At 40.0% G+C, this 26,929-nt stretch carries 23 protein-coding genes; 17 read left to right on the top strand and 6 right to left on the bottom strand.

Features of this window, described 5'->3' with window-relative positions; translation table 11 throughout:
* The first annotated feature begins 230 nt into the window (after window positions 1-230).
* Both MED121_RS21480 and MED121_RS21475 read left to right on the top strand, forming a co-directional pair.
* A complete protein-coding gene (locus MED121_RS21480) occupies window positions 231-1,322 on the top strand; it encodes a low specificity L-threonine aldolase (RefSeq protein ID WP_009835983.1) in 1,092 nt (363 codons plus the stop codon).
* Window positions 1,323-1,366: 44 nt separating this feature from the next.
* Window positions 1,367-2,197, top strand: a complete 831-nt coding sequence (locus MED121_RS21475; RefSeq protein ID WP_009835984.1) for an AraC family transcriptional regulator — start codon at window positions 1,367-1,369, stop codon at window positions 2,195-2,197.
* A 109-nt stretch (window positions 2,198-2,306) separates the two neighbouring features.
* Here the strand turns inward: MED121_RS21475 and MED121_RS21470 are convergent, their stop codons facing one another.
* Both MED121_RS21470 and MED121_RS21465 read right to left on the bottom strand, forming a co-directional pair.
* A complete protein-coding gene (locus MED121_RS21470; RefSeq protein WP_050764638.1) occupies window positions 2,307-4,193 on the bottom strand; it encodes a phospholipase in 1,887 nt (628 codons plus the stop codon).
* A gap of 49 nt (window positions 4,194-4,242) precedes the next feature.
* Window positions 4,243-5,493 (bottom strand): hypothetical protein, encoded by a 1,251-nt coding sequence (locus MED121_RS21465; RefSeq protein ID WP_009835986.1) that lies wholly within the window; start codon window positions 5,491-5,493, stop codon window positions 4,243-4,245.
* A gap of 391 nt (window positions 5,494-5,884) precedes the next feature.
* Between MED121_RS21465 and MED121_RS21460 the strand changes: the two genes are divergently transcribed.
* From MED121_RS21460 to MED121_RS21430, 7 genes are all read left to right on the top strand, one after another.
* Window positions 5,885-6,295 (top strand): GFA family protein, encoded by a 411-nt coding sequence (locus MED121_RS21460; RefSeq protein ID WP_009835987.1) that lies wholly within the window; start codon window positions 5,885-5,887, stop codon window positions 6,293-6,295.
* 47 nt (window positions 6,296-6,342) lie between these two features.
* Entirely contained in the window at window positions 6,343-6,843 is a 501-nt protein-coding gene (locus tag MED121_RS21455; protein ID WP_207382854.1) for a hypothetical protein, read from the top strand.
* 203 nt (window positions 6,844-7,046) lie between these two features.
* Window positions 7,047-7,397: a DUF805 domain-containing protein gene (locus MED121_RS21450; RefSeq protein ID WP_009835989.1), complete on the top strand. Its 351-nt coding sequence runs from the start codon at window positions 7,047-7,049 to the stop codon at window positions 7,395-7,397.
* Between the two features lie 357 nt (window positions 7,398-7,754).
* Entirely contained in the window at window positions 7,755-8,105 is a 351-nt protein-coding gene (locus tag MED121_RS21445; RefSeq protein WP_009835990.1) for a DUF805 domain-containing protein, read from the top strand.
* 974 nt (window positions 8,106-9,079) lie between these two features.
* Complete coding sequence (locus MED121_RS21440; RefSeq protein WP_009835992.1) at window positions 9,080-9,325, top strand: GIY-YIG nuclease family protein; 246 nt, start codon at window positions 9,080-9,082, stop codon at window positions 9,323-9,325.
* 419 nt (window positions 9,326-9,744) lie between these two features.
* Window positions 9,745-10,521, top strand: a complete 777-nt coding sequence (locus MED121_RS21435; protein WP_009835993.1) for a DUF1837 domain-containing protein — start codon at window positions 9,745-9,747, stop codon at window positions 10,519-10,521.
* On the top strand, window positions 10,518-13,439 hold the full coding sequence (locus MED121_RS21430; protein WP_009835994.1) for a DEAD/DEAH box helicase: 2,922 nt from the start codon (window positions 10,518-10,520) through the stop codon (window positions 13,437-13,439). Before MED121_RS21435 ends, MED121_RS21430 begins: the two co-directional genes overlap by 4 nt.
* A 645-nt stretch (window positions 13,440-14,084) precedes the next feature.
* Here the strand turns inward: MED121_RS21430 and MED121_RS21425 are convergent.
* Complete coding sequence (locus MED121_RS21425; protein ID WP_036181498.1) at window positions 14,085-15,314, bottom strand: MFS transporter; 1,230 nt, start codon at window positions 15,312-15,314, stop codon at window positions 14,085-14,087.
* A 460-nt stretch (window positions 15,315-15,774) separates the two neighbouring features.
* On the opposite strand from MED121_RS21425, the gene MED121_RS21420 reads away from it, so the two are divergent.
* The gene (locus MED121_RS21420) at window positions 15,775-16,752 is read left to right on the top strand and encodes a transposase (RefSeq protein WP_009835996.1); all 978 of its coding nucleotides are present in this window, start codon (window positions 15,775-15,777) and stop codon (window positions 16,750-16,752) included.
* A gap of 486 nt (window positions 16,753-17,238) precedes the next feature.
* Entirely contained in the window at window positions 17,239-18,999 is a 1,761-nt protein-coding gene (locus tag MED121_RS21415) for an MAC/perforin domain-containing protein (RefSeq protein WP_036181495.1), read from the top strand.
* 334 nt (window positions 19,000-19,333) lie between these two features.
* On the opposite strand, the gene MED121_RS21410 is transcribed toward MED121_RS21415, so the two are convergent.
* Complete coding sequence (locus MED121_RS21410) at window positions 19,334-20,215, bottom strand: LysR family transcriptional regulator (RefSeq protein WP_009835998.1); 882 nt, start codon at window positions 20,213-20,215, stop codon at window positions 19,334-19,336.
* Between the two features lie 98 nt (window positions 20,216-20,313).
* Between MED121_RS21410 and MED121_RS21405 the strand changes: the two genes are divergently transcribed.
* Both MED121_RS21405 and MED121_RS21400 read left to right on the top strand, forming a co-directional pair.
* Complete coding sequence (locus MED121_RS21405) at window positions 20,314-20,730, top strand: VOC family protein (protein ID WP_036181585.1); 417 nt, start codon at window positions 20,314-20,316, stop codon at window positions 20,728-20,730.
* A complete protein-coding gene (locus MED121_RS21400; protein WP_009836000.1) occupies window positions 20,727-21,788 on the top strand; it encodes a glyoxylate/hydroxypyruvate reductase A in 1,062 nt (353 codons plus the stop codon). Before MED121_RS21405 ends, MED121_RS21400 begins: the two co-directional genes overlap by 4 nt.
* A 118-nt stretch (window positions 21,789-21,906) precedes the next feature.
* On the opposite strand, the gene MED121_RS21395 is transcribed toward MED121_RS21400, so the two are convergent.
* The gene (locus MED121_RS21395; RefSeq protein WP_036181583.1) at window positions 21,907-22,506 is read right to left on the bottom strand and encodes a DUF938 domain-containing protein; all 600 of its coding nucleotides are present in this window, start codon (window positions 22,504-22,506) and stop codon (window positions 21,907-21,909) included.
* Window positions 22,507-22,813: 307 nt separating this feature from the next.
* Window positions 22,814-23,866: an alkene reductase gene (locus MED121_RS21390; RefSeq protein ID WP_009836002.1), complete on the bottom strand. Its 1,053-nt coding sequence runs from the start codon at window positions 23,864-23,866 to the stop codon at window positions 22,814-22,816.
* A 204-nt stretch (window positions 23,867-24,070) separates the two neighbouring features.
* Here MED121_RS21390 and MED121_RS21385 point away from each other — a divergent pair, with 204 nt between their 5' ends.
* The 4 genes from MED121_RS21385 to MED121_RS21370 all read left to right on the top strand — a co-directional run bounded on the left by MED121_RS21385 (window position 24,071) and on the right by MED121_RS21370 (window position 26,915).
* Complete coding sequence (locus MED121_RS21385) at window positions 24,071-24,970, top strand: LysR family transcriptional regulator (protein ID WP_009836003.1); 900 nt, start codon at window positions 24,071-24,073, stop codon at window positions 24,968-24,970.
* Window positions 24,971-25,250: 280 nt separating this feature from the next.
* Complete coding sequence (locus MED121_RS21380; RefSeq protein WP_036181489.1) at window positions 25,251-25,931, top strand: hypothetical protein; 681 nt, start codon at window positions 25,251-25,253, stop codon at window positions 25,929-25,931.
* A complete protein-coding gene (locus MED121_RS21375) occupies window positions 25,924-26,220 on the top strand; it encodes a hypothetical protein (RefSeq protein ID WP_009836005.1) in 297 nt (98 codons plus the stop codon). Before MED121_RS21380 ends, MED121_RS21375 begins: the two co-directional genes overlap by 8 nt.
* A gap of 131 nt (window positions 26,221-26,351) precedes the next feature.
* A complete protein-coding gene (locus tag MED121_RS21370) occupies window positions 26,352-26,915 on the top strand; it encodes a shikimate kinase (RefSeq protein ID WP_207382853.1) in 564 nt (187 codons plus the stop codon).
* The last annotated feature ends 14 nt before the right edge of the window (window positions 26,916-26,929 follow it).

Genomic DNA, 26,929 nt, shown 5'->3' with positions numbered 1-26,929 from the left:
GTAATTAGCAATTACTTGATGTCTATTGATTGGCTGTTGTCAGTTTTGGTCTTAGTGTTTTGGCTTACAGGGCTTTGCCTAGCTAATTCTGAATCCCACCGCAGGTTTCCTTATCTTTTGTGTGTTACGAAAAACATTCTGCAATATTTTACAATCCATTTGAAAAGCAAATAGGCATACTGAACACATCATTTTTTAAACCTATTTATGGTGCATCTAAGGAACTCAGTATGACCCAAGCTTACCCACAAGACGTCGCAAACTTACCTGGTCTAAAAGGTGGTTTTAGTAGTGATAATGTCGCCGGTGCTTCCAAAGAAGTTATGGATGCCTTAATCGCGGCAAGTGTTGGGGCGGCACAGCCTTATGGTGCCGATGAATTTACTCAAAGGATGGAAGCGCGACTTCGCGACATATTTGAGTGTGACCTTAAGGTATTTTTAGTGGCAACAGGGTCGGCTGCAAATGGCTTAAGTTTAGCCACACTCACTCCTCCTTGGGGGGCGGTTTTATGCCATCAAGATAGTCATATTAATAATGACGAATGTGGTGCACCAGAGTTTTATAGCGCTGGCGCTAAGTTGGTTAGTGTAGCGGGGGAGAATAGCAAGATATCGCCGGCAGCTTTACGTCGCGCAGCTCAAAATAAAGTGGGAGATGTTCACAGTGTGCAGCCAGCCTGTGTCAGTGTGACTCAAATAACTGAGAGTGGCAGTCTTTACTCTTTAGAAGAAATAGAGGAAATAGGGGCGATTTGTCGCGATCATGGGCTTAAATACCATATGGATGGGGCACGCTTTGCCAATGCGCTGGTGGCTTTGGATTGCACACCCGCTCAAATGACCCGGCAGGCTGGGGTGGATATCCTCTCTTTTGGTGCTACCAAAAATGGGGTGCTGGCAGCAGAAGCCATCATAGTATTTGATACAAGTTTAAGTGACGAGCTGGCATTTCGCCGTAAGCGTGCGGGTCATCTAACCTCTAAAATGCGTCTCTTATCCGCCCAACTGGAGGCGTATTTAAAGGATGATTTATGGCTGAATAATGCCCAACATGCCAATGCCATGGCAGCACGATTAGTTCAAGGTTTAAGTGATATTCAAGGTGTCAAAATACTGGGGCCAAGCCAAGCGAATATTATTTTTTGTCAGTTACCAGAGCCAATAATCCAAGGTCTGTTAGCGCAAGGTTTTCGCTTTTACCATGATAGATGGGGCAAAGGGGTCGTGCGACTTGTCACCTCATTTGCAACCGCCCTGGAAGAAGTGGATGCTCTGATTCAATCCGCTAGACAGTTAAGTGCTACTTCTATGGATCAATAAAGCCGTGTTAATCTTGCTTCAAATTAATGACATAGGGAGGGCCAGTGAAAGATCAAATTCAATATCACCGTGTAGCCGATACTCCTGATTTGATGTTAAGTGATGGGGTCTTTTCCGAATTTGAATTCAAACCCCATTACCATCTGGATTATCACATTGGCATGGTCACTCAGGGTGTGCAGAAGCAGCGTTTTCAAGGCAAGAGTGTGTTACTTGGCCCCGGTCGAATTTCTATCATGCCTCCCGGGGAGATTCATGATGGTTCAGGCTATGATGACAAGGAATACAGCATGTGTACCTTTCGTATTTCCTCATCATTATTAACAGAATATCTTGCTGAAATAAGTGGTAAAGAGCTTGGTTTAGTTGGTGATGATATCGCCCCTTTTTTTGCGGGTGCCATGATAGAAAACCAAGCCTTAGCGAATCGTTTAAAGCAGCTTTATCAAGGCATTCAAAATCCAGAAGGGCTTAAGGCGCTGGCGGTGGAATCAGCTTGGCTTAAATGCTTTGATCCTTTGTTTCAATCATTAACGCTAGTGACGCCTCAGGTGGCGGAAGGAGGGTTATCTGTGGGCCAGCTGATACGAGTCAGAGACTATGTTGAAGCAAACCTGGCCTATAAAATTAGCCTAAAAATCCTTGCCGCTTTATGTGACCTTAGTCGTTATCAATTTTTAAGGCGTTTTGAAACTAGCATGGGGCTCACACCTCACAACTGGTTGATTCAATTAAGGTTAGAGAGAGCCTGTTTATTATTGCGTTTACCTGATCAAACTCTGGCTCAAGTGGCGGCCAATGTTGGCTTTTACGATCAAAGCCATTTTAATCGCGCCTTTCGAAAATGGTATGGCATTACCCCTTCACAATTTTAATGAATGGAAAAAAGGGGAGCCTGAGCTCCCCTTTTTATCTCTTTCTTGATTGCTTGCTTCCTTTTTCCCTTGTTATTTGCTTTCGCCTATCCCTTGCTGATGCGAGTCATTAATGGTTTGGCTTGCTGCTATTTTTGCACACAGGGTTAGTACAATGTGGCGCAGAATATAACCAGAGTTTGTTCCAGTAGTTCTCGATCAAATCCTCTACGGCTTCTTTACCCTCAATCAGATAATTAAATTCAGATAAGAAGCCTGGGTAAAGGTTATCCGATCCGACGATATAGGCCTCGTCATCAATAATCATGATTTTGGCATGGTTACCCGGGGCCGATTCGACCTTGTCATAAAAAGAGCCACTTGCCTTGGCCACAGATTTAGCCGCGCTGCCAATAATGCCGCCTTTTTTGACCGGCTTTTCGCGTAAAGAAGCTTGCTTTAGGGTTGCGGTATAACCCTCAGGGCTGAGGCTTGGCCATTTATAGGTTTTGCCTTCAGTGGTTTTATCTTTTGGTACTTTATCGGTAAAAAACAAAGGCGCAATGTGTAAGCGTGCCATGGCATTGCGTCGCGTGCCCTGACTATCATTGATAGGCGTTCCCTCAGGTGTGGTGAACATATAGTGCTGGATCAGCTCAAAAGTACGACATGCCCCTGAACCAAAGGAATATTGATCCCCCTCAGCGCCAGCACCAGCATCCAGTGGAGACACCACAATTTGCACATTGAGATGAGGGTTTTGGATCAAGGCATCCATGATCCAATGACAGACCACATGATCGGACCAGTTCTTTTTCCAAGCACTGATTAAATCCATTTGCGATAAACGAATGCATTTCTTCGCTCCCATAATGAGGGTCTTTTTCATGTGCTCTGAGGCTTCTTGATAGTCCGTGTCGCGCTTAGGGCCAGTCCAGTACTTACCGACACTAAGGACATTAGAAGCCAGTTTATATTGGCTAAACTTGTCATAATCTCGGTAGATAATTCTCTCTTGAAAAACGTCCTGCTTTAATTCTTCAAGGGTGTCTAGATCAATGGCTTTTATCGATTCTGACAGGCTCAATTTTGCCGACGCTTTTAACTCGATAGGGGCAGGCTTTTGATCGGGTAAAGGGACCAAGCCTTGTTTGTGTAAATTCACAATGGCTTTTTGGCTCAGCGTCATATGGTCTTGGCCTTTACCTGATGCTAATGGATCGAGTGGCTTTCGCACACTGGCACTATCATCATCCGCACTTTTCCACGTTAACGCATCATTATCCAGCGTCTCCTTACTCAGTAGATCCGTTTTGCATTGCCACATCTTATTTAAATAGTCTTGAGCACCTTGTGCCGCTTCCCCATGAATCACAACAGAAACATCATGCACAGGCGGGTAGCTTCTAAACAAATCCATATTCAGGTTATGTCCGCCCACTAAGGCCTCACAACCATCAACGGCAATGATTTTAGAGTGGTTCCAAGTCATCTTGGTCTCATCGGTAAATTTGGGGGAGGTGATCTTGGCAAACATGCTAGAACGTATGCCTTTTTCAAGACGATAAAAACGACCAATCCAGATCTCAGGTTTTACCGCCCAAAAGCTTGAACGAATACGAAATAAGCGAATAAGCGCCGCCTGAAATTCCGTATAGTTTGGGGGCGGTGTCATAGGATAAAGAGGCGTTTGGCCAAACAAAAAGCGAAACTGAATAGGGTCATCTCCCTTTTTACTGGCACTCAACGCCGTATCGATTGCCCCAAGAATCGCCCGTGTCCAATCTGGATCTGGGCTATTTAACGAGGATAGATCACAGCGATATTTGGTTTTTTGAATAATCTCGACAATGGCTCGCTCAAATTCTTGCTGGCGTTCTCTGGCCCTTGGCATGATGCCTTCATCAAAATTGAGGCCCCAAACATTGGGGGTATCTAAAACTCTGACATAGTTCTCACCCGCAAGGTGGCTAAAATAATCTTTTACAGCCGTTTTTACTTCATTAATCTTGCTCATAATGTGTTCTCCTAACATATAAAAGGATGTGACGATTAAAAGGGCGTGGCTATAAATAAACCCAGTTAACCCAACCTTTTCCGCTGCGTTCAAAGGTAACGGGGAAGGCTAATTTGTAAGGTGGGTCACCGGCCACATCATCTAGGTAATAGGTATTCCAAGTGTTACGTCCGCTAATGGAAGACACTTGTCTCACGTAAGGTCTGGCGGGTAAGCGACTGGTGCGAGTTTCACCACAGCCCATAGCATCAAACTTGCCATGGTCTAAATGAATCTGACGCCTGAGCTCGGTGACACTCTCATTCACCGCGCATTTGCTCATAAACTCAGTGCCCCATTTAGTTAAATAGCCACGGGCGACCTTGTAGATGAGCTCGGGAACAGGGGCGACCTGAGCACTGGCTTTGGTTGGATCATATTGGCCATCTGATGTGATGCTGCCAGCCACTGTGCTGTGTTTGCCTCGACAAGCATATAACGTGTAATTTTTGGGTTGAGCGCGCACGCTAGGTGATAAAGGGTCTTCTAATTGGCATTTATCGGCTAAGGTCTTCCAACTTGTGCCTAATACGCCACTGCCACCCAGCTTTCCTGGGGCTAACTGGCCTGTCATCTGGCCATTCGGTCTGGGGACGAGGGCAGAGAAGCCTTTATCTAAATGATCCCAAGAATAGATGCCCACATAGCTGGCAACATTGGGGGGCAACTGAGTTAAAATGCCATACCATTCACCGGGGCCGGGTACTGGGTCTATGGCAAAAATATTGATTGGGACTTGTTTCATTTCTTCTGTGCCATAGGCATAGATAAACCAGGCCGCCATAATGCTTTCTACAGCACCACGACTATGGCCCACAAAATTGAGGGTTTTAGCACCACTGCCAGCGGCCAAATTAGCACCATGTAATGCCAAAGCCGCCGCTGCCCACCCTGTCATTTGAGCGGGGACTGAACGCTGATTATCCTTACGATAGCTTTTGACATAACCAATCAAATCTTTCGAGGCGTTTAAGGGCCCATCAATCAGCAATTCATCACTGGTATGGCCTTGATTAAACCAATCATTTTCACCCACACCTCGAATGGTGGCGCTGGGTTTAACGGATTTAAGGTCACCGCAAATCTCTTTATGGAGGCGAACAGGAATATAACCTGTCTTTGGGGAGTAGATGGCCTTATCACTTTTTAGCCTTTCGTCATTCATCCAAAATTGCCAATCTCGGCGCTCCCATTTACGCGTTACCTCGCCTTCATCTCGTGAGCAGCCGGTGCCGCAAAAACTTAGGGTATAGGTCGTCATAATGTGTCTTCCTCGTTTTATCCTTGATAGAAGCGATGCAATTGCGCTTGTCTGCCCATTGTGTCGCCCGCTGAGTGAGTTCTGTGCGTCTAGCCTCCCGATTTAAAACAAGCCGCTGAATCGGGTATAAGCAGGGTATGAAATTGCGAGGCTGAAAAATCGTGATAATCACGGAAGAAAATAAATTTCTGGTTTAGCCTGTTTTCAACGCAGGCACTTTGAAATCTTGAAATGAGGAAGATAAAGCAGGGTAAAAAAAGCAAGGTAATAAAACAAAGGTAAAAAGAGCCGCTTTATTCTGGCTTTTTATTAACCGATATTAAGGCTAAAATAACCAATAAAAGTGATATAGAAAAATGACTTAGGGATAAATTAAATAAAGGAGCCCCCCATGCAAGCGCAAAATCACAGTGGCAGCTGCCTGTGCCAACAGGTGACCTATCAGGTAAGCGGTGAGTTTGAAAATTTCTTTTTATGCCATTGCCAACATTGTAAAAAGGATACCGGCAGTGCCCACGCATCAAACCTTTTTAGTGGAACCGCGCAACTAAACTGGCTAAAAGGGGAAGACAAGGTAAAAACCTTTACCTTAGATGGTACTCGCCATGTGCGAAGCTTTTGTCAGGACTGTGGCTCCGCTGTGCCTAATATACAATTTGATGGCGCTTTGTTAGTCGTACCAGCAGGCTCCCTTGATACTGAGGTAGAGATTGAACCGACAGGCCATCTTTTTTGTCGCAGTAAAGCAAGCTGGCAAGCCAACTTAAGCCAAGCAACAAAGTTTGAAGACTTTCCTCAATAAGCTAAGGCGTGATATTAGCATTCACCTTATTCAAGCAAGGAGCAAAGATGACATTAGTGTGTTTTATAAACGGGCAGAAGCCCTTGATAAGCTATCTTAAATCCTTGTTAAATAAGGGGCGAGTGACATCCGTCGCCTTAACTGTCATGAGTGTCATGAGTCTGATAAGCCTGAGCTTTTCACCTTCTCTTTTAGCGAATGAGGTGAGCATCTTAGCCGCAGACCTTAAACACCAAGGGAATAATACCTGGTCCTTGAATGTCACCTTAAAACATGAGGATACAGGTTGGGATCATTATGCTGACCAATGGCGTTTAGTGGATAAGAATGGCAAGGTGTTAGGGGATAGAATCTTGTATCACCCCCATGTGAATGAACAGCCATTTACCCGCTCGTTAAACGCGATTCAAATCCCTTTTGAGTATATTGATACGGGTGAAACCCTTTATATCCAAGCCCACGATAAACTGCATGGTTGGAGCGAGAATCCTTTAGCCCTAGATTTAAACTTGATTAAAGCAGGGCGTTTACAGCAAAAGGCTCCCTAACTGATGAGCAGGCTGTCAGAGGCCGCTTTTCTTAAAACACTTTTGGCTAGCTCTTCTTAAAAAGCCCATTACAAAAAAGGACATTGTGTAACACCTAGGTGATAAAAATAACCACATAAAACATCCTGTTAAAAATCAGCTGCTAAAATAAAAGTATCAATGGCGAATTTATTTCAAAACGGTATCGAAATAAGGGTGACCATATGGAATATTTTATTAATGCTTTAACAAATTATGCTGAATTTTCAGGCCGTGCCAGACGCAGCGAATACTGGTACTTCAACCTGTTCTACTTCATCTTTTATATTATTGTCATCGCGTTAGATGCAATCTCGGTGCAGGGGGGATTTACGGCGCTTTATACCCTTGTCATGTTTGTGCCAAGCTTAAGTGTTTTAGTAAGGCGCCTGCATGATACAAGCCATTCTGCTTGGTGGTTGTTGCTTCTTTTCATCCCTATTATTGGGCAGCTAATCTTGCTTTATTTTTTAGTGCAGGATAGTCACCATGACAATGAATACGGCTATAACCCTAAGGGTGGAATACTCTGCTAGATGGCATAACTTAAGATGGCATAGTTTAAGAAGGCATAACTTAAGCTGGTTAAAGCAAGCGAAAGTCGCTTTTAAGACATGCTAGTTCTGTGTTTGTGCTTTTTTATCGATCTTAAATCGGATCTTCTTCTCGACCTTGGCATGCTTTTTATGTCATTTCTCTGACAGTAATTATCCTTTATCTCCCCTAAAAGTAGGAGCAAACTTGCTCTACCATAATGCTAAAAACTCCTTTATATTGTCCTTAAGTCGCTAAGCAATTTGGCTTGGTTAATGAAAACACGGATGTAATTGCAAACTAAGCTCATCTTCTCTTTATAAAGAAGCGGAGCGGTTTAAATAAAGGAATGATTAAAAATGGAATATTTTACCCTCGCTTTAAAAAAGTATGCTGACTTTTCAGGCCGCGCTAGACGCAAAGAATATTGGATGTTCACCCTCATTTGCACCTTATTCAGTGTCTCCTTAATGGTGATCGAAGCAGCGTTAGGCATATTCGGTATCTCAATTTTATTTTCCCTTGCCATGTTTATCCCAAGCTTAAGCATTCTAGTAAGGCGTTTACATGATACTAACCACTCAGCCTGGTGGTTACTGATCGGACTCATCCCAGTGATAGGCGCGATCGCCATCCTTATCTTCTGCCTTCTAGACAGTGACGATGCCAACCCTTACGGTTTTAATCCTAAAGCGAATACCGTGTTTTAAGGTATTCGTTTTCAAGCAGAAAAACCGACAACAAGGTGCGATATCCATCTGTAATAATGAGCCTCATTTAGTGAGGCTTTTTTATTGCCCGTGTTAAGCGTGTGAGAAGCCTGTTGTAGCGTTTGCTGGAAATGTGAGACTACCCCAAAGCCACTAACACTATTGCATTTCTGATCAGTTAAAAAACCAGACCTTTGAATAAACGTGCCTTTGAATAAACTTGCCTTTGAATAAACAGACCTTCAAAAATTTTTTTCGAAAAAATAGCCTTAAGCCCAAAAATAGCCTTAAGTCCAAAATAGCCTTCAGCCAGTCATAATAATGTAACGTTTTATTGCTGGTTTTTAATTTTAATCTAGCGATTTAACTCTCATTTTATCTTTTAAATCTGCCTGCCAAAATCCCTTTGATTTATCAGGCTGAGTTTAATGAATGTTAGCTTGTGCTTATTTAGCCAATTAAGTTCTTTGGCAATACTAAATTTCAAATAAAGGGCTCATATTCTGAGCTGTTTTTTAGGGTTTTGATTTAAATGTGAGTCTCGCATTAGATATTTTTATATTAAAGAATTGTCTAATTTAATGTTTTCTATATTAGTGTTTTGTGTTTTTGAAGGAGAGGTTTTAAAAAATTTGAAAGTTTATTTTTATTGATTAAAGTGATTTAAGTTCAGTTTGTAAGGGTCAACCTCTTGATTGAGTAAAGGTGATTGTGGAGATGGTAAAAGCGAGTAAAATCAGTTGTTTATTGACTAATTGAAGCGTTTTTATCTAACTTGATGTTTTGATTGGTAAATGTTTTTAAAAGGGTGGGGCTCAATTTTTATCATGGCTGTCCATATAACTTGGAATCCAAAGTTCAGTGCTAAGTTGCTGACGAAAGGTGGGTTGTTGAAGGTTGAGTTAATAGTCAATATGATATAAACGTGAGTAATGAATAATATGCACACTTATTATAAATTTTGAACTTTTATTTTGGGTGTCTTTATAAATTTAGAGAAATCCTTACATAAAGCCTTTCATGAGAAGTCAGTTAATAAGATAAACCCAAGAAAAGAATTCTTTAGATTACCTCTTAGTGAAATTAAACAAAAAGTGATTAATGAAGGCGTTGAAGATATTCACTGGACGATGAAAGCAGAGGCTGCTGAATATAGAGAATCTGTTTCTATGTTAGAGAGTTCTAGTGAAACTGATTTAGAGAAAGAGTTAGTTTATTAAGTTAAAAGTGAAATGATAAATAGTATTATAAATACAGTCTTTCAAAATTAAAAATTGTATTGTAGCTGTCTATTTAAAGCGTCAATTATTAATAAATCAGAAATAAAAATATGCGGGCCGTCTAGAACACATCGTGATGATAATAACGCTTAAGCACATATAGCTAGGAATGATTTCAGTTGATAAGCTACTTTTCATTAATGAAATTAATCAAATGTGACGCTTTATATTCGGAATATAAACCGACAAATCGAGCGTGCGCATTATTTAAATTTTCTATGGTGGTTGTAAGCCCGATTTCGACCAAAATGGTCAGAGGGTAGGTATTTTGTAATTTCAAATATAAGGTATCACTTCGTTGGTTTAAAGAGTAACACAGAGATATTTGAGTAGACTGAGAATTTTAAGAAGAAATAATAATGGATTTTATAAAAGAGTTGAATGAGCGTCCTGAAGGTAGCTTAGATGTTGCCTGTCATATTTTAGCTGATAATTCTGCAAAACTGCTAGAGGATTATCTTGTAGGTAAGCTGGCTAGTTGTTATATATCTCAAGAAAAGCTAGAAGAGAGGGCTAATCAAACAGGCCTAGCTTATAGTGAGTTGATCGCTAACAAAATTCCTGACAAGGGAAGTGTAATGTCAGGCGATTTCGGGGAAATATTTACTCTTTATTTTTTAGATAGACAGTATAAAGATGATTTGAAACTAATTAAGAAGTGGAGATATAAGCAGGATAGAAAAAAAGCCGCGCCACACTCAGATGTTGTTTTATTTAATATTGGAGATTTGAATAATCCTTCAGAAGATGATTTTGTTATATGTGCTGAGTCTAAACAGAAAGCAACTGCTAGTGCATTTGATCCTATTTCAAGTGCTATCTCAGGATATGAGTCGGATAGAACTGGTAGGCTTGCCAAAACACTTGTATGGCTTAAAGAGAAAGCCATTGATGAAGGGAATCAAGATGATTTAACTTTAGCCTCTCGGTTTGCGGATGAATTAAATATACGTTATTCGAAGATATATCGAGCTGTTGCTATTGTTGATAGGGCGTTTCTAAATGACGAGATAACAAAAGATATTAATTTGCCTGAAAAAACTCACAGTTTTGAGATCATTGTTATAGGTATTGATGATCTGAAAGAGCGTTACGAATCGGTATTTCGGCGTGCATGTGAAGAGGCAAATCTATGAGTCAACTACTGATAAAAATGATAGCTGAGTTTGAATCTTGGGAGGCCGCAGCTGAGTTCAATATACCTCAACAGAGCTGGACTGATTATACTGTTAAAGATAGAGTTGATGATCTTTATATAGCTACTTTTTCTCATATATTTAGTACATTGAGGGAAGAGTCTGAAGATATGAAATCTAATCTTCTATCATGTGCTAAGACATTACTGGTTTTTTCAAAGAGTGCAGCATCAAAATACATAAGTGGAGTAGAGAAGAATCGAAACCTTCTTTATTCTGCGGCACTTTATTATCTTGCAGACCAACCACCAACGTCATTTCTAATTACAAAAGATATAGATTCAGATATATTTGAAATAGAACAGGAGAAACTCTTATATTCATTTTTATCTCGTATTTTAGATGAGGAAAATGAGTTATCTGTTGAGATTTTTGACGCTGTAAATAAAGGGGAGCATCAAAGGTTTCATCTTATTCTTGATAAATTATCTGAACAGGTTGCTATTGGGCTTAAACATGATCCATTACTTTATGTTAGCTCGAAATTTGCTTATGAATGTATTGCTAGATTTATAACTGTCAATGTTTGGGGTCTTCTGGAGAAATATTCTAACTGTGATGATATGTCTGTATGGAATGACTTACTATCGTCTAATGGAGGTCATCCTATTTGGGAGTTATTACCCTCACAGGTAAAAGCAGTTGAATCTGGAATTCTTACTGGTGGGAAACCAGCTTATAGCATGCAAATGCCTACCTCTGCAGGAAAGACTTCACTATGTGAAATTATCATCTTTAATGAAGTTAAAGTAAGAGGTAATAAAGTTTTATTTCTTGTGCCTTTTAGGGCGCTTGCAGCAGAGATAAAGGCTGGAATGTATTCTAGGCTGAGTAACGTTGGCATAGAGGTTTCAGCTAGTTATGGAGGTAATATACCCACTCGATCAGAGTCTACGACTGTAGAAAATGCTGATGTTGTTATTTCTACGCCCGAAAAATTTGAGGCGCTCTGTCAAGTTATCCCCGATTTCATTGATAGGTTTGATGTTTTGATTTGCGATGAGGGACATCTAATTGATGATGGTAATCGAGGCCTGCAATATGAATTGTTGTTGACCAAATTTAAAAGACGAGAGAGTCCTGTAGATAAGATTGTTTTTATATCTGCTATTTTACCAAATGTTTCAGATATTAATGACTGGTTAGGTGGAGATGAAGGTAGTTTAATTAACTCAGATTACAAGCCTGTAGTAACAGATTATTCTTTTCTTAGATCTGTTAATTATAATTGGTTTTTAGACTTTAATCCTCATTTGGATCAACCGTACAGTTATTTTTTAAGCGATTTCATTCAAAAAGACGAATTGAAGTTTATTAATCAAGGTACGGGAAATAGTAATCTCTTGCCAGGCTGGAACTCACTGCTGACTTTGGCTTGTGCTTCAGCTTTCAAGGCTTCTACATCAGGCTCTGTAATTCTATTTACTACAGAGAAAGGTCAATCTGGTGTTAGAGGTTTGGCGAATAAATGTTTGGATATGTTGGAGAGAAATGCGTTCATTACGCAGCAGTATCAAAAGGAAAATCACCCCGTAGACCTTGTTAATTATATTTCAACACTTTTAGGCGAAAGGCATTTATTGACGAGATTGGTTCAGAGAAAAATTGGGTGCCATCACGGGGACCTCCCTCAAGAATTACGTCGAGAAATGGAGCAAGCAATTAATGAACAAAAAATAAATATATTAATATGCACTTCCACTTTAGCGGAAGGTGTTAATCTTCCAATCAGAACGATAGTTTTACATACGGTCAAACGATTCAATGGAAGAATCAAGGGCTTTATTGAAAAGAGGAATATAAAAAACATTATTGGAAGAGCAGGAAGAGCAGGAAAGGAAACTCGCGGCAGGGTTATTTTTGCTAATGAATCAGAAAGAGACTATGCCTTAGAAGTTATAAATGATGTTCAACTGGAGTCTGCTCATGGCTTTTTGTTCTCGCTCATTAAAGATCTTAAAAACTATCTTGAGGAGATGAATTTAACCTTGAATCAGGAGTTCTTTGATTCCGATGTTGCAAAAGATATTTCTTATATCTTTGAATCTATTGATATGTCACTTTTACAGTCTTTACCAGAAGATACCCCTGAAGAAGAGTTAGATACATTTTTAGATCAGATGCTATCTGAAACTTTAGCATCAAAGTTTTGCGATGAAGAGGGTCTAACTGACCTATTAAAAATGGTTTTTTCTTTAAGGACAGAGCGAATATATAATGAGACAGACTCTACTAAGAGAGCCATAATGAGGAATACAGGTTCTTCGCTTAACTTTCTTAATTATGTTAACGAAAGTCAGATACTTGACCAAGATATATGGCGATCTCTAAGCGCTCCTCAGGAGCCTAATTGGTTTAATCATATAATTAAGCCAGTGCTGGAGCATATTGGATATGAGAATAGTGCTGATCTTATAATAGACGTTTTAAATGGTTGGGTATCCGGTAGTTTTTATGTAGAAATGGCTGAAGATCTTGAGCAGGATGTAGATGATGTTGTTAGATATATTTGTACAACTATAGGCTTTGAGTTACAGCAGATATTATCTCAGCTTACACGTTTCGCAATTGAACTTTACGAAGATGAAGTACCTGATCATGTCGTGAATTGGCCTCAGTATATGCAATATGGTGTCAATCGTCAGATTCATTTAAGGCTAATTAACTCAGGGGTTACAGATAGGTTGGCTGTATTTGGAGTTGCTCGATTCTTGGATTTCCTTGAGCTTTCTGAAGATATTCCGAATATTCGAAGGCTATTAATGGTTAATAGAGAAGCTTTAAATAATTTTTTAGAGAAAGACCCTCGTGTTCCAGCATTATCAATAAGTCGATTCTTTGATGATTACAATATTTAAAACGGTTGAAAAAATTACTAACAGGACTACTAACAGGACAGGCATTCCAATTTGACCTTCTTCTAATCACTATCTAGCTTTATTATATTCACTCAAGGACGAGGAATCTAATAATGCGCTTTCAGTTAAGCGTAAATCTCTAATTAGTTTTCAAGACACTTCCTATTATCATTGTGTATCTCGATGCGTCAGACGTGCTTTTCTCCATTTTTAAAATGCCTGCGTACTAACAAGACACCCAAAGCAAAAACTGCTTGTTTCAATTGGGTGTCTTTGACCCTTTTTAATCTTTAATCAATTCTTTACCAATTTAATAGGACAGGCATTCCAATTTAAGAGAAAGACTCAAATAGGACAGGCATTCCAATTTGACCTTCTTCTAATCACTATCTAGCTTTATTAGATTCACTCAAGGATGAGGAATCTAAAATGCCTAAACCACGTAAATCTCTAATACTAACAGGACAGGCATAACAATTTGTCTTTTTTTGGGGGGGGGGGAACAGGAGACTCTCTTTAAGAGTAAAGAAGACACCCAGCTAAAACTTTCTGTTTTAGTTGAGTGTCTTCTTTTAGTTCTTTCACCTTGCTTCTAGCTTTTACCATCAGAACTATGCTTCCAAATCTACCTAACTCATCATTAGATTATTGTGCTTGCGGTAGGGCATTGCGTTGACTCGAAAAATAGAAACTCACTATGGTTATTGCCGTTAAAATACCACTGCCCATTAGCAGTTTATCCACCGAATAATATTCAACGACGATTGCAGAAAGAGCTCGTGAAATCGGTATTGCACCCACAACCGATAACATCACCATGGACATTGTCATGCCCAAGATGTGGCTCTTTGTGGTGGTTTGCAAATGGGTGATGACAGTCACTCGAATACAGGCATCGGCAAAACCAATTAGAGCAACGGCAATGAGAATTAAGTACTTCTGGTAAAAGAGCGCGAGTGCAAAAAGTGATGCGGCTATGATCAATTGAAATAAACAGACTTTATTAACGATTTGCCATTTGAACTTTAGCCGAGCGATTAATAGGTAACCCAAAATAGCGCCCATGGCTTGTACTGAAAACATCTGCCCGTAATGCTCAACGTCGGCAGCAAAGCGCTCAACCACAATAAGTGGATAGGCCACACTAGAAGGGCCGACAGCGAATAAGCAGACAAAGAATAACAATAGGGTGATATTGCGTACTTCAACATTTGCCCACACGGTTTTTACGCTCTCTAGCACGCTGCTTGTTGGTGTTGAGTTTTGATTAGAAATTGGCAAAGTTCGAATCAAGCCAATCGCCAGCCCTTGCATTAAGGCTGCAGCAAGCATCGGATAGAGGTAGGTAACATTGTCTCCCTGTTTGCTTGTCTCCAAAAAAGCCATAGAAGCAGCAGCTGCAACGGGCGCAATGATCTGGCAAAATTGGATCGTACTCATGATCATACTGTTGGCCGAACTCAAGCTGTCCTTTTCAACAATGGAAGGAACAATGCATTCTGTGGCAGGGGCAATGGCTGCACTGAATAAGCTAAAACCCAGCGCAAACACACACAGCAGATAGATATTCACCCAGTCATTTGCAAGCAAAAGGGCAAAGCATGAAAACAAAACCACCAAGGCCATACGAGCCCCAATAAGCAGATGCTTTGCCCCTAACTTATCTGTAAGGCGACCGCCATATAAGATGGCAATGCCACGGGGGAAGCTTTCGATAGCCAAGACAATCGCAACAGCACTCTTCCCACCGCCATCAACACTTAGCGCCATCCAAGGCATCATAATTAACATAAAGAAATCAGCGAAGGAGGTTAGTGTGGTAGCAGCAAGGTGCCGAGTAAAAGCCGGATTCGACTTAAGTTTATTTAATATCATATACATCCTTGTATTCGTAAAATGCTTTTCCGCCATCCCAGCGGATACCATTAATCCATTCAGTTAATTTACTTCAATAGTGCTCTGCCAGAGCAAGCATGATTGTATTTGAAGCTAGCTAAAAACGCTGCACTTTAGTTGCAAGTGTTTGATATTTTTAACCCTTCATCAACTCTTTACTAGCTTTCATAACCGTATCTGAAACAATTTTACATGGACAGGCATTCCAATTTGACCTTCTTCTAATCACTATCTAGCTTTATTAGATTCACTCAAGGATGAGGAATCTAAAATGCCTAAACCACGTAAATCTCTAATTAGTCTTCAAGACACTCCCTATGAACTACTAATAGGACAGGCATTCCAATTTGGTAATATTAATAGGACAGGCATTCCAATTTGACCTTCTTCTAATCACTATCTAGCTTTATTAGATTCACTCAAGGATGAGGAATCTAAAATGCCAAAACCACGTAAATCTCTAATTAGTCTTCAAGACACTCCCTATTATCATTGTGTATCCCGATGCGTCAGGCGTGCTTTTCTCTGTGGAGAAGATGAGTCCACTGGGAAAAGCTATGAGCACAGGCGAGGCTGGATTGAAGATAAAATGCTGGCCTTAGCTAATGTTTTTGCTATTGATATCTGTGCCTATGCTGTCATGAACAATCATACCCATTTGGTACTTCATGTTGATGCAGATAAAGCGAATAACTGGTCTATCAGAGAAGTGCTTGAGCGCTGGCATAGCCTACATAAAGGTACTCAATTCACTGAAAAGTATTTAGAAAACAAAACATTGGCAGAGTACGAGCTTGCTTCGGTGTACGAGAGCTGTGAGAAGTACCGCAAGCGTTTAATGGACATTAGCTGGTTCATGAAAGAGCTTAATGAACCTATTGCACGTATGGCTAACAATGAGGGTAAATGTACCGGACATTTCTGGGAAGGACGTTTTAAGTCACAGGCTCTGTTAGATGAGGCGGCGCTTGTTGCCTGTATGGCCTACGTTGATTTGAATCCAGTTCGCGCTAAGATGGAAAAGACACCTGAATCCTCAAAACATACTAGTATCAAAACTCGTATCGAAGTTGCCAAAGCCAATCAAACTCAGCCTAAAACACTCTTTTCTTTTATCGGCTATGAAAGAGAAGACCAGCACGAAGGCTTGCCTTTTAAGCTTGAGGATTATCTTGAACTCATTGACCTTACGGGTCGTATCATTCGAGAAGATAAAAGAGGGAGTCTTGATGTCTCTTTAGCGCCTATTTTGCAACGTATTCACCTTACCTCAGAGCAATGGCTTGAAGTCAGTACAGGTTTTGAAAAGTATTTTAAAAGCGCAGTGGGTTCAGAAAGGTTATTAGCTGATTATTGTGAGCATACTGAGTTGCAAAGGCGGTCAGGTTTAAGTGCTTGTAAACGGCTACTTTCTTAGATCTTAGCTTCGTCATCTAGTCACAATTCTAAATATCGTTAACTCGAGATATCTTGCCGCCCTAAATGTGAAATTACCCTATTAACTGCCTAAAATGGGTCGCTAAATTAAGGCAGACTTCTCATTTACTATCTATAAAGTGTCAGAAATATCTTATGAATTTGTTTTTCTCTGATGCTATATATGACCTCTTTTAAAATGCCTGTCTTATTTAAAATGTTTTAAAATGTGTCTTATTTAAAATGCTATTTCCGCAAAACCAAACTTGTTAATAGGAAAATTCAAAACTACGCTTATTTCTGCAATTGGCTCAGTCTGACGAGTTAATTCCAATTATACCTATGATGTATTGTTTCCTCTAATAAGGGAACGAGCGTTTATGTGCTTGATTTAGCAATATCTGCATGATCAATTTCACATATCGGCCAACATAGTGGGTACTAAGCTAACTGCTAAAATTTAATAGTTCAAAATTTAAGGATGATCATGAAACTCAACAATAACTTTTCCGACTTTATCGGTCGTGCGTATGACATTGAAAATGGAAAAATGGCGTCAAGCTCTAGCGTTCTATTAGCAAAGGAAGCGTTATTCGACTTTTCTCAAGAGCCCACTACCAAAGTAACTATCGGGAATAAAAGCTATCAATTACCACATGTATTTAACTGGAACTCCGGTACCAGCAGCAGCGGTACCACCACGATTGAAGGGAGCAGTGAGGTTTCTTACCTAAAAAGCATATCAAACTTATTTTCCACTCAATATTCCGGAGTTATTTTCAAAGGCTCTATCAGTTCTACATTTAAATCAGTAGAAAGTAACAACAATAATAATTACTTTATAACTGAAACAAGAAACCGCTCATTGGGCACTCTGTCTTTTAACGGTGACTTTAAAGATTACCTTTCTGCCAAAGCTCGTGACTTTATTAATGACAATGATATCTCTCCTGTAGATGTATTTGCGAAATATGGAATCTATTTCATTAAAAGTTTTGAGGTTGGTGGAAGATTATCGGTCGATGCTGCAAGTGAGCAAAGTCAGTATACAAAACAAACTGAGTTTAATTTGGAAGTTAAAGCAGCTTATAAAGCACTAGAAACCGAAAACAACACAGAAATTCAAAAAACCATAAAAAAACTTGCAAGTAACTCCAGTTATTCATTTTATGCCGAAGGTGGCGACCTTGACATTATTTCTAGCCAAAGCCCTAGCAGTGATGAATTCCAATTATGGCTTAAGTCTATTGCTAGCAGTCCTACATTAACTTGGTTCAATAATTTAGATGATGCACTCGTGCCGATATGGACACTAGCGAAAAATGACAAACGGCAAGCACAACTCAAAAGTTACTACCAAAACAAGATCACTGGTGGCTACTTGCGTTCTATGTATTTTATTGCCCACACAAGAAAAGAAGGCGATGGTTACTCGGATCCTGATACCAACACTCCGTCTAAAAATGTGTATATAACTTGCAAAAACTATGGGCAAAAAGATGCGGCATCACACGAATTTATACTTGATCAAAATCATATGTTAGCCGGTGCTTATAACAGTAGAGAGGTCAATGGTACAGATGTTTATGATTTTTCAGAAGCTATACAGAGTCTTGGCTCAAAGCTTGATTCCCGTTATTTAGACGTCACCTTAACCTGCAAAGGTGAAGATGCATGGGCGCCAGACATTCTATTTATGATTGGTGAAGATGAAGGTAAAGACTTCCACGTTCTTGCCGCCGATACAGACCAGACCAAATACCTTAGTATCGAAGGAAAAGACTCTGTCGAGACCGTCACCATTTCAAGCACCATCACTAATGGAGCAATCACTAGCGGCTCTACCGATTTAAACGGCTTCTGGTTAATCACCAGTACAGACAAAGACGAATATTCTCATACCGACTCGAATGATGTAAGTGTGACGATAGAGCTTAAAAACAAGAAATTTCCTATATCCCAGAATATTGATATTGTTAAACGAAAAGATAGACGTTCCAATATATTTGATTTGTCCGCTTCCATTAATAACAACAGCGAAAACATTATCTTTGAGGATATAAAGAAAATATCCATTATTAATTCTAGCGGCGATGATTGGAAACTCAAAAGTGCTATTTGTATTACTAGGGATTTCTCTGGTCATTTTAGAGTGCTAGCAGCCCATCCTGATTTAGGAGACAACTTTTGGATTGGTAAAGACTATAAGAAAACAAAGGAAATATTTCCAACTCCTGATATAGAATAACCCCCAGAATTCTGGGCAGCTCCGATTTAGAGCTGTCCAGGTAAAAATATCGCTTGCGAAGAAATTCTTAAAACCTTTTTTATTGAGAGAGTGTCTGCTCATTTGCCACTTAGTCATCTCTTGTATCCATAAATAATTAACAGTATTCTGCGTGTTTTAAATTCCACCTTGTTTAGCTGTTTAAAAGTCGGCTGGGGTGCTAACAGGACAGGCATTCCAATTTAACCTTCTTCTAATCACTATCTAGCTTTATTAGATTCACTCAAGGATGAGGAATCTAGTAATGCTCTTTCTTTTAGTTAAGCGTAAATCTCTAATTATTCTTTGACCCTTTTTAATCTTTAATCAATTCTTTGCTAGCTTTCATAACCGTATCTGAAAAGGCCTCAATTAATCGCTCTTTGCCCACTTGTCGATGGGTAATCAGCTGAATATGTCGTTGGTATTCTTTGCCTGAAATGGGTTGGATCTTAATGTTGTTAGCGACTTCCTCTAGCCCTTGCCAAATGGGCACTAATGAAACCCCCATATTACGTTTTACCATCAGAACGATACTCTCAAGGGCATCCAACTCACATAAGGTGTTGGCTGCTATATCGCAATCTAGCAAGTAAGAGTCTGCGATCGCGCCGCCCCAAGCGGATCTGTCGTATTGAATATAAGGCAGGTTCAGCAAGGACTCTTTTATACTCAAGGTGTTTGTATCACTGCTAATAAAGCCCAGCTGCTCTGTGTATAGGGTGCTTGTCTGTAAGTACTTGGGGCAAACAAAAGGCGGCTTGACGATAATGATGACATCAAGGCTTTTATCGAGCAGTTGCTGATATAAATTGGCCGAGGTTCCAGGTGAAATTTGCAGGTTGAGATCTGGTAGGTGAGCAGTGAGTTGTTTAATCACACTAGGCATAATGCCTGTTAAAGCAGTGGAAACAGCGCCGACTTTTAAATCGCCAGTTAAACCTGTTTGGTCTAAATCATTTTGCAGTGCTTGGGTTTCTGCTACCAGATGCTTCAATCTAGGTAATAGTCTTAAGCAGGCTTCTGTTGGTTTGGCTGAATGCCCAGAACGGTTAAGCAAGGGGCAACCTAAACTTTGCTCTAACGCTTTAATTCTCTGACTCACAGCCGCAGAAGTAAGCATCTGATTTCTTGCTGCGGCGGCGATAGAACCTGTGTTAACCACTTCTAGCAAGCTTGATAAAAATCGAATATCCAAAATAATTCCTTATGGTCATTCATATAAATATATAGTATTTGTTTTGAATGATGATTGCTAATCTCTCTGTCATGAGAACAAACAGAGAGACAGGTGATATGCAATCGAACATTTTCCATTTAGCCATCAATGTGACTGACTTAAACCAAGCCCGTGCTTTTTACGGTGAACTGCTAGGTGCAGAAGAGGGGAGAAGTACAGAAACTTGGGTCGACTTTAATTTTTTCGGGCATCAACTTTCTCTCCATTTGGGAGAGGCATTACACACTAAGAACACAGGTAAGGTGGATAACATTGCTGTCCCTATGCCGCACTTTGGTTTGGTATTGCCCTTGGTGTTATGGCGAACACTCGCCGATCGACTAACCGCCGCTAAGATAGACTTTGTGCTGCCTCCTACTCATCGTTTCGAAGGGCAACCTGGCGAGCAATATACTTTTTTCTTTTTCGATCCTTTTGGCAATCCTATTGAATTTAAAAGCTTTGCCGACATGAAGGAGGTATTTAACGCATGAAGCATATTGTTTTTCTTAGCCGTTTAACCGACGAGGCACAGCTTTTATGGGTTGAGCATCTCAATAGTCAGCTGAAAAACCAGACTGTATTGCTCCCTGTCCAAATTCCTGAGGGAGAAGAGGCCTTGGTTGATATTGCTATTGTCTCTAATCCTAACCCAGAAGACTTATTGCGTTATCCCAATCTTGTTTGGGTGCAAAGCTTATGGGCTGGAGTTGAAGGCTTGGTGCAAGCACTGAAAAGTGATGTTTTTAACAAGGCTTGTTTAAATAAGAGAAGTTTAAATAAGACAAGTTTAGATAAGAGAAGTTTAAATAAGACAGGTTTAGATAAGAGAAGTTTAAATAAGACAGGTTTAGATAAGACAAGTTTTCAACTCGTCAGGCTCATCGACCCGACGTTGGCTCAAAGCATGGCTGAGTCTGTATTGGCGTGGACACTGTATTTGCAACGCAATATGCCCTGTTATGCTCAGCAACAAGGGCAAAAGCAATGGCGTAAGTTGCAGCATAAGGATTCAAAAGATTTACGCATCTCAATGTTAGGCGCTGGAAAGCTAGGGTTGGCTTCCTTGAATTTGTTGCAACAGCTCAATTATTCCCTGAGCTGCTGGACTCGCTCTCCTAAAGTGCTTGATGGGATTAGTCACTATCATGGACAGGATGGTTTAAAGGCGATGTTGGAACAAACTGATATTCTAATTAACCTGCTTCCGTTGACGCCTAATACTCATCATATGTTGAACAAAGAGACGTTAGTTTGGCTTCCTAAAGGCGCTAAGTTAATAAATTTCTCTCGTGGCGCCGTGGTTAATACAGATGACTTGCTAGCCTGTTTGGACTCAGGGCAAATTGAGCATGCTGTATTAGATGTGTTCGAGCAGGAGCCATTGCCAGTTGAGTCTGAGGTTTGGTCTCACCCCAAAATTACTGTGCTACCGCACATCTCAGCGCCGACAAATAAAAAAACGGCTGCCAAAATTGTGGCTGATAATATTCATTTATACAGAACTGAAAACAAGCTCTTAGAGAGCGTGGATATTAAGCTTGGCTATTAAATTAAGCCATTAAGTTGGGCACCCCTATTAGGACAGGCATCCCAATTTGCTTTGTTTTCAATAGTGTCACTGACAGTGCCTGCCTTATTTTATTGGTTACTTTCGTTCCAATAAAATACTACTTCGCACTCACTCGCCAAACTAATAAACGGTTGTTGGCTGGCATTGGGTTGTCTGCAATCAGTTCTAACTCTTGCTCACAGGCTAATTTATTGACGGTTTCGAAGTCTCGAATGGCACGGTGCGGAGCTTGTTCTTTTAACCAGTCATTAAAACGGGCATTACTCTCACTGGTAAATTGGCCTTGATAGTTAAATGGGCCATAAAGGAAGAAATAACCCCCTTCTTTGAGTACGTTAGGCACAAATTCAAAGAACTTCTCCACTTCTTCCCAAGACATAATGTGAGCGGTATTGGCAGAATAAAGAAAGTCGACTTTCTCATGGGTCCATTTCGCCGTGCTAACTTCAAGTTCGAGTGGTGCTTTGAAGTTATCGCGTTGTGCATCCGCTACCCAGAGGTTAATGCCGTCAAGATAAGCGGTTTGGTCGCTTGTTTGCCACGCAAGATCAGGGTAGTGCTGTGTTATGTGCTCACCATGTTGCCCTGTGCCACTGCCTATTTCTAAGAGAATGCCACCTTCTTTGATATAGGGCGCGAGTATCTGGCGAATAGGTTCTTTATTATTCTCAGAGGCTTGGGAGTAGGGTTTGTTCATAACTGACCTTTGTGATGATTTAAACAGCGCTAGATTTAAGTTAAAAAGGGTTGTTTTAGTGCTAAGGAACCCTTTTAAAAGTGCGTTTGTAATTCGATCGAATTTATATTGGGGCGAGCTTAACATAGATGCGTGCTAAATCTGCTTATATTATGTTTTTCTTATGCGGTCTTGGCTAATTAGGCGATGCTTACAGCTTCTATAAATTAAAGTTATTTCATAAAAACACCCAAACTAAAACGGCTAAATTCTAGTTGGGTGCCTTTCATCGTTTTTCTAAATGATGCTTTTAATTGGGCACAATGCCTTAGTAAAGCTCATTCAACATGTCGTTATTATATTCAACTAAGGTTTTATCCTGTTTTACCTTTTCAACAAAGTCTGGGTTGGCAATAAAAGGTCGGCCAATTGCAATCAGGTCTGCATCCCCATTTTCAATGGCGGCAGCACCACTTTTTACACTGTAACCGCCGGATGCGATGAGCGTGCCGCGATAATGTTGACGAATGTACTGAGTCACTGTTCCGCCTAAATGCTCGTAGGGCTCATCAAAAAACATACCCGTATGAACGTATGCTAAATCGTATTGATTGAGCAGCGGCAGTAAGTAATCAAACACCTGCTTGTCGCGATCATCGTGTTCTAAGTTAATGTAAGCCTGTGGCGAAAGGCGCAAACCAATTTTTCCCTCTGGAATCGCTGCTTTGACTTGATCGAGAATCTCAAATAAAAAGCGAGTCATGTTTTCGACTGTGCCACCATATTCATCTTCACGACGGTTGGTATCCCAGTGAAGAAATTCATCAATGAGGTAGCTATTGGCGCCGTGAATTTCAACCCCGTCAAATCCTGCTTCTATGGCATTTTTAGCCGCGATAGCGAACTGGTTTTGAACACGTTTAATTTCCTCTTTTGTTATGACACGAGGTGTTTCGTATTCCAATTTATCAGTTCGTGGTACATGGCCGTGGCCCACGATAGGCACCGCTGAGGGTGCCATAGGCAAAACACCATTATGATAAATTGAATGAGAAACACGGCCTGTGTGCCAAATTTGCGCAAAAATCTTGCCGCCATTTTGATGTACTCGTTGGGTAACTTTCTTCCAGCCATCAACCTGAGCTTGAGTATAAAGCCCTGGTGTATTGGGATAACCCTGACCGTCTTGTGATACTAAGGTTGCCTCACTGATGATTAATCCCGCATCGGCACGACGGCCATAATAAGCCGCCATGGCTTCGGTGGGGACTAGCTCGTCATCTGCCATAGAACGTGTGAGAGGCGCCATGATAATACGGTTTTTTAGGGTTAAATTGGCCCCAAGATCAACAGAGTGAAACAAGGTATTAAGGTGACTCATAGATACTCCTGTGAACGCTTTTGTCGTTCATTTCATTAATTGGATAAGGTGATAGGGCTAGCTTATCTGTTTCTAATATTTGTACTAGATAGGTAAAAGTGGTTTCTTTGTTCTCTTTTGGTGTACAGTGAAGTGAGAGTTAACGAAAGTGATTGAGACTATGCGGATGAAGATAAGTGCATGAAGTTAAGTGGATGAAGTCAAATGGATGAGTTAAGGCGCATTGGTGTGTTTACCCGTGTGGTTGAAACCAAGAGTTTCTCTGAGGCAGCACGGCAATTAGGGGTGGCCAAATCTGCTGTGAGTAAACAAATTGTCCAGTTAGAAAAAGAGGTGGGGGTGCGTTTGCTTAATCGCACGACACGCAGTTTGAGCCTGACGGAAGCGGGCGAGATTTTTTATCGACATAGTGCCGAAATTGTTAATCGCACGAAAATTGCTTTAAGCGAGCTGAAAGAGTATCAAAACCAACCGACTGGCACCCTAAGAATTTCTTGTCCCGTTAGCTTTGGTACTGAGCACCTAATACCTGTGATTAAAGAAGTCCGAGCCTTGTATCCCTTATTGAAAATCGATTTGTTATTGGAAGATCGCATTATCAATATGGTGGAAGAGGGGGTTGATCTGGCGATTCGAATTGGCTGGTTACAAGAGTCTAATCTGGTGGCCAAGTTGGTATGTGAAACGCCGGTTAGCGTGTTTGCTAGCCCTGAATATTTAGCGCAAAAAGGCACGCCTAAAACCCCACAGGACTTACAAAAACATGATTGGATCAGCTTGTCTCTTTTTAGCTCACCTCTCACCTGGGAGTTTGAAAAGAAAGGCCAGAAGCAGAGTGTACAGATGCACAGCCAGTTAAAAAGTAACTCGGTCGCTGCGGTGATTGCGTTATCAAAAAGTGGGCAGGGCATTTCCGCACTCACCAAATTTTGTTTGCAAAATGATTTTGAAAAAGGCTTATTACAGCCATTATTAACAGATTACAAACTTAAACCGAGCGGCATATATGCCGTGTATCCTCATCGCGAACACGTGCCTCCTAAGGTACGTATCTTTATCGACTTCTTATCAAATTATTGCCATAACGCCCCATGGCTGCATTGATTTAGAGATAGGTTTCAGATCTATTTTTTAAAGCGTTTATTATGTTTTCTTCTAAAACTACCTAGTTATCTTTTCAATTGTAAAAACGCTACTTTATCTCAAGGTAGCTATAGAAATTTATACAATAATCTGTAGAATCTTGCGACAACAAAAACCAAGGATGGGTGTTGTTAAAAATCAAAACTCTTTTCAGATCCCCTTCCTTTTTATCATACAAATCAAATCTTATCTTTACGTAGAATTTTTCTATATAACGTTTGGATTTAACGAAAAGGAAAATATGAAAAATCTAATTTTGCATTTTAAAACTACTTGGAATTTTTTTATCGGAAATTTTGGCAGGTTATTAAAGAACGTTCTTCCGTTCATTGTTTTTGTGAATGTGATTTATATTTATGGAAGAATTCATTTTGAATATGTTGGCGATAATGGCGTATTTATACTTGCTAACACTTTTAGTTTTTTAGTTTTTCCAATGATTTTGTCATTAATTATATCCACAATATCATCTGATACTTCAATAAATAAAAACAGTTTGTTTTCTCATTATAAGTTATCTTTATTAATTTGGGTTCCATCTATTTTACTTTTTTCAATCATTTCTTTTTCAGTAGCATGCGGGTTCATTCTTCTGATTTTGCCTGCATTCTTTGTCTTGGCCAGATCTTCTTACGCTGGTTTTTTTCTTATTTATGAGCGAGAAGGTCCTGTTACATCTTTTGTATCAAGCTGGAAAGCAACTAGAGAAAAGCAATGGATCATATTAGTTGGAGGTGCTTTTATATTTATTCTTGCGAAGCTATCTTCAAATATACTTTTTGCAGTGTATATGAGCCAATGGGAATGGACTCCAATCGCTGGTGTTATTTTGAGCAGTATTCATGACTTTTCTATGATTTTAATCATGATATTTGCCTATGTAGTTTATACCTCACCTCAGGGAGTCTTGAAAAATGTCTAATTTGACTAAAAAGCCAGATTTGATATTTTTTATTCTTTTTGGAATAAATATTTTTAGTTTTTTTATGATTTATTTTATATCACCAACGGAAAGGCTAATAATGTCTCTATTAGCTCCTTGGTGTATTGTTTTAATATTTAATGTTTTTTTCCTTCACTCTGCATGTGGTTTTGTCGAAGAAAAAAGAAAACGTCATAAAGTATGGTTGTTTATTGCTTATATTTATGTGGCTCTGTTCATTTTTTGTACTATAGCATTGTTAGAATTATATAAGTCATTTGGGCAATGAATTTCTTAATTTTAATATTGTTGAATCATAGGTTTGCAAAATATAAATGATATTGGTTTTTAGTTCGTGAATAAATATTATTCTTTTTGAATTAAAACTGCTGTGTCTTCATAAAATAAGGAGAAGGGATTTTGAACAAACTAGATATCGTATTGATTGGCCCTATGGGCGTCGGTAAAAGCACGATAGGTAAGCTCTTGGCTTCACATCTAAAGCTGCCTCAAAAGTCGATGGATGAGTTTCGTTGGGATTATTATAAAGAGATAGGCTATGACCATAAGCATGCTAGAATGCTTGATCAAACAGAAGTTGCATTTGGCGTCTATCGCTATTGGAAACAGTTTGAGATTCATGCAGTTGAGCGCTTATTAGGAGAGCATAGCAATTGTGTCATTGACTTTGGTGCGGGTCATTCTGTTTACGAAGATGATGCTTATTTGCAACGAGCTAAAGCGGCACTTAAGTCTTTTAAATATGTCATTTTATTATTGCCTTCTCCTGATAAAACGCTGTGCTTAAAGTGTTTAAACGGCGATCAAAAAGATGAAGATGCACAGTTGAACCGACACTTCATTGAACACAAATCGAATTATGAGCTTGCCACACATATTGTCTATACAGAAGGTGCTAAACCCGATGAGACTCTGGCAGAGGTTTTGACGCTGATTGGCGAGCTCGATTGCTCGCTAAACTAAAGGCTAGATTGGGT

Source organism: Marinomonas sp. MED121 (assembly GCF_000153025.1).
Classification (GTDB): domain Bacteria; phylum Pseudomonadota; class Gammaproteobacteria; order Pseudomonadales; family Marinomonadaceae; genus Marinomonas.
The sequence above is the reverse complement of the archived record's forward strand: the minus strand, read 5'-3'. Positions and strand labels throughout refer to the sequence as shown.

What these genes read in the sequence shown, in the direction of transcription:
- MED121_RS21480 (WP_009835983.1), top strand. Translation starts at nt 231, where the DNA reads ATGACCCAAGCTTACCCACAAGACGTCGCAAACTTACCTGGTCTAAAA.
- MED121_RS21470 (WP_050764638.1), bottom strand. Translation starts at nt 4,193, where the DNA reads ATGAGCAAGATTAATGAAGTAAAAACGGCTGTAAAAGATTATTTTAGC.
- MED121_RS21465 (WP_009835986.1), bottom strand. Translation starts at nt 5,493, where the DNA reads ATGACGACCTATACCCTAAGTTTTTGCGGCACCGGCTGCTCACGAGAT.
- MED121_RS21460 (WP_009835987.1), top strand. Translation starts at nt 5,885, where the DNA reads ATGCAAGCGCAAAATCACAGTGGCAGCTGCCTGTGCCAACAGGTGACC.
- MED121_RS21455 (WP_207382854.1), top strand. Translation starts at nt 6,343, where the DNA reads ATGACATTAGTGTGTTTTATAAACGGGCAGAAGCCCTTGATAAGCTAT.
- MED121_RS21450 (WP_009835989.1), top strand. Translation starts at nt 7,047, where the DNA reads ATGGAATATTTTATTAATGCTTTAACAAATTATGCTGAATTTTCAGGC.
- MED121_RS21445 (WP_009835990.1), top strand. Translation starts at nt 7,755, where the DNA reads ATGGAATATTTTACCCTCGCTTTAAAAAAGTATGCTGACTTTTCAGGC.
- MED121_RS21435 (WP_009835993.1), top strand. Translation starts at nt 9,745, where the DNA reads ATGGATTTTATAAAAGAGTTGAATGAGCGTCCTGAAGGTAGCTTAGAT.
- MED121_RS21430 (WP_009835994.1), top strand. Translation starts at nt 10,518, where the DNA reads ATGAGTCAACTACTGATAAAAATGATAGCTGAGTTTGAATCTTGGGAG.
- MED121_RS21425 (WP_036181498.1), bottom strand. Translation starts at nt 15,314, where the DNA reads ATGATATTAAATAAACTTAAGTCGAATCCGGCTTTTACTCGGCACCTT.
- MED121_RS21420 (WP_009835996.1), top strand. Translation starts at nt 15,775, where the DNA reads ATGCCAAAACCACGTAAATCTCTAATTAGTCTTCAAGACACTCCCTAT.
- MED121_RS21415 (WP_036181495.1), top strand. Translation starts at nt 17,239, where the DNA reads ATGAAACTCAACAATAACTTTTCCGACTTTATCGGTCGTGCGTATGAC.
- MED121_RS21405 (WP_036181585.1), top strand. Translation starts at nt 20,314, where the DNA reads ATGCAATCGAACATTTTCCATTTAGCCATCAATGTGACTGACTTAAAC.
- MED121_RS21400 (WP_009836000.1), top strand. Translation starts at nt 20,727, where the DNA reads ATGAAGCATATTGTTTTTCTTAGCCGTTTAACCGACGAGGCACAGCTT.
- MED121_RS21395 (WP_036181583.1), bottom strand. Translation starts at nt 22,506, where the DNA reads ATGAACAAACCCTACTCCCAAGCCTCTGAGAATAATAAAGAACCTATT.
- MED121_RS21390 (WP_009836002.1), bottom strand. Translation starts at nt 23,866, where the DNA reads ATGAGTCACCTTAATACCTTGTTTCACTCTGTTGATCTTGGGGCCAAT.
- MED121_RS21385 (WP_009836003.1), top strand. Translation starts at nt 24,071, where the DNA reads ATGGATGAGTTAAGGCGCATTGGTGTGTTTACCCGTGTGGTTGAAACC.
- MED121_RS21380 (WP_036181489.1), top strand. Translation starts at nt 25,251, where the DNA reads ATGAAAAATCTAATTTTGCATTTTAAAACTACTTGGAATTTTTTTATC.
- MED121_RS21375 (WP_009836005.1), top strand. Translation starts at nt 25,924, where the DNA reads ATGTCTAATTTGACTAAAAAGCCAGATTTGATATTTTTTATTCTTTTT.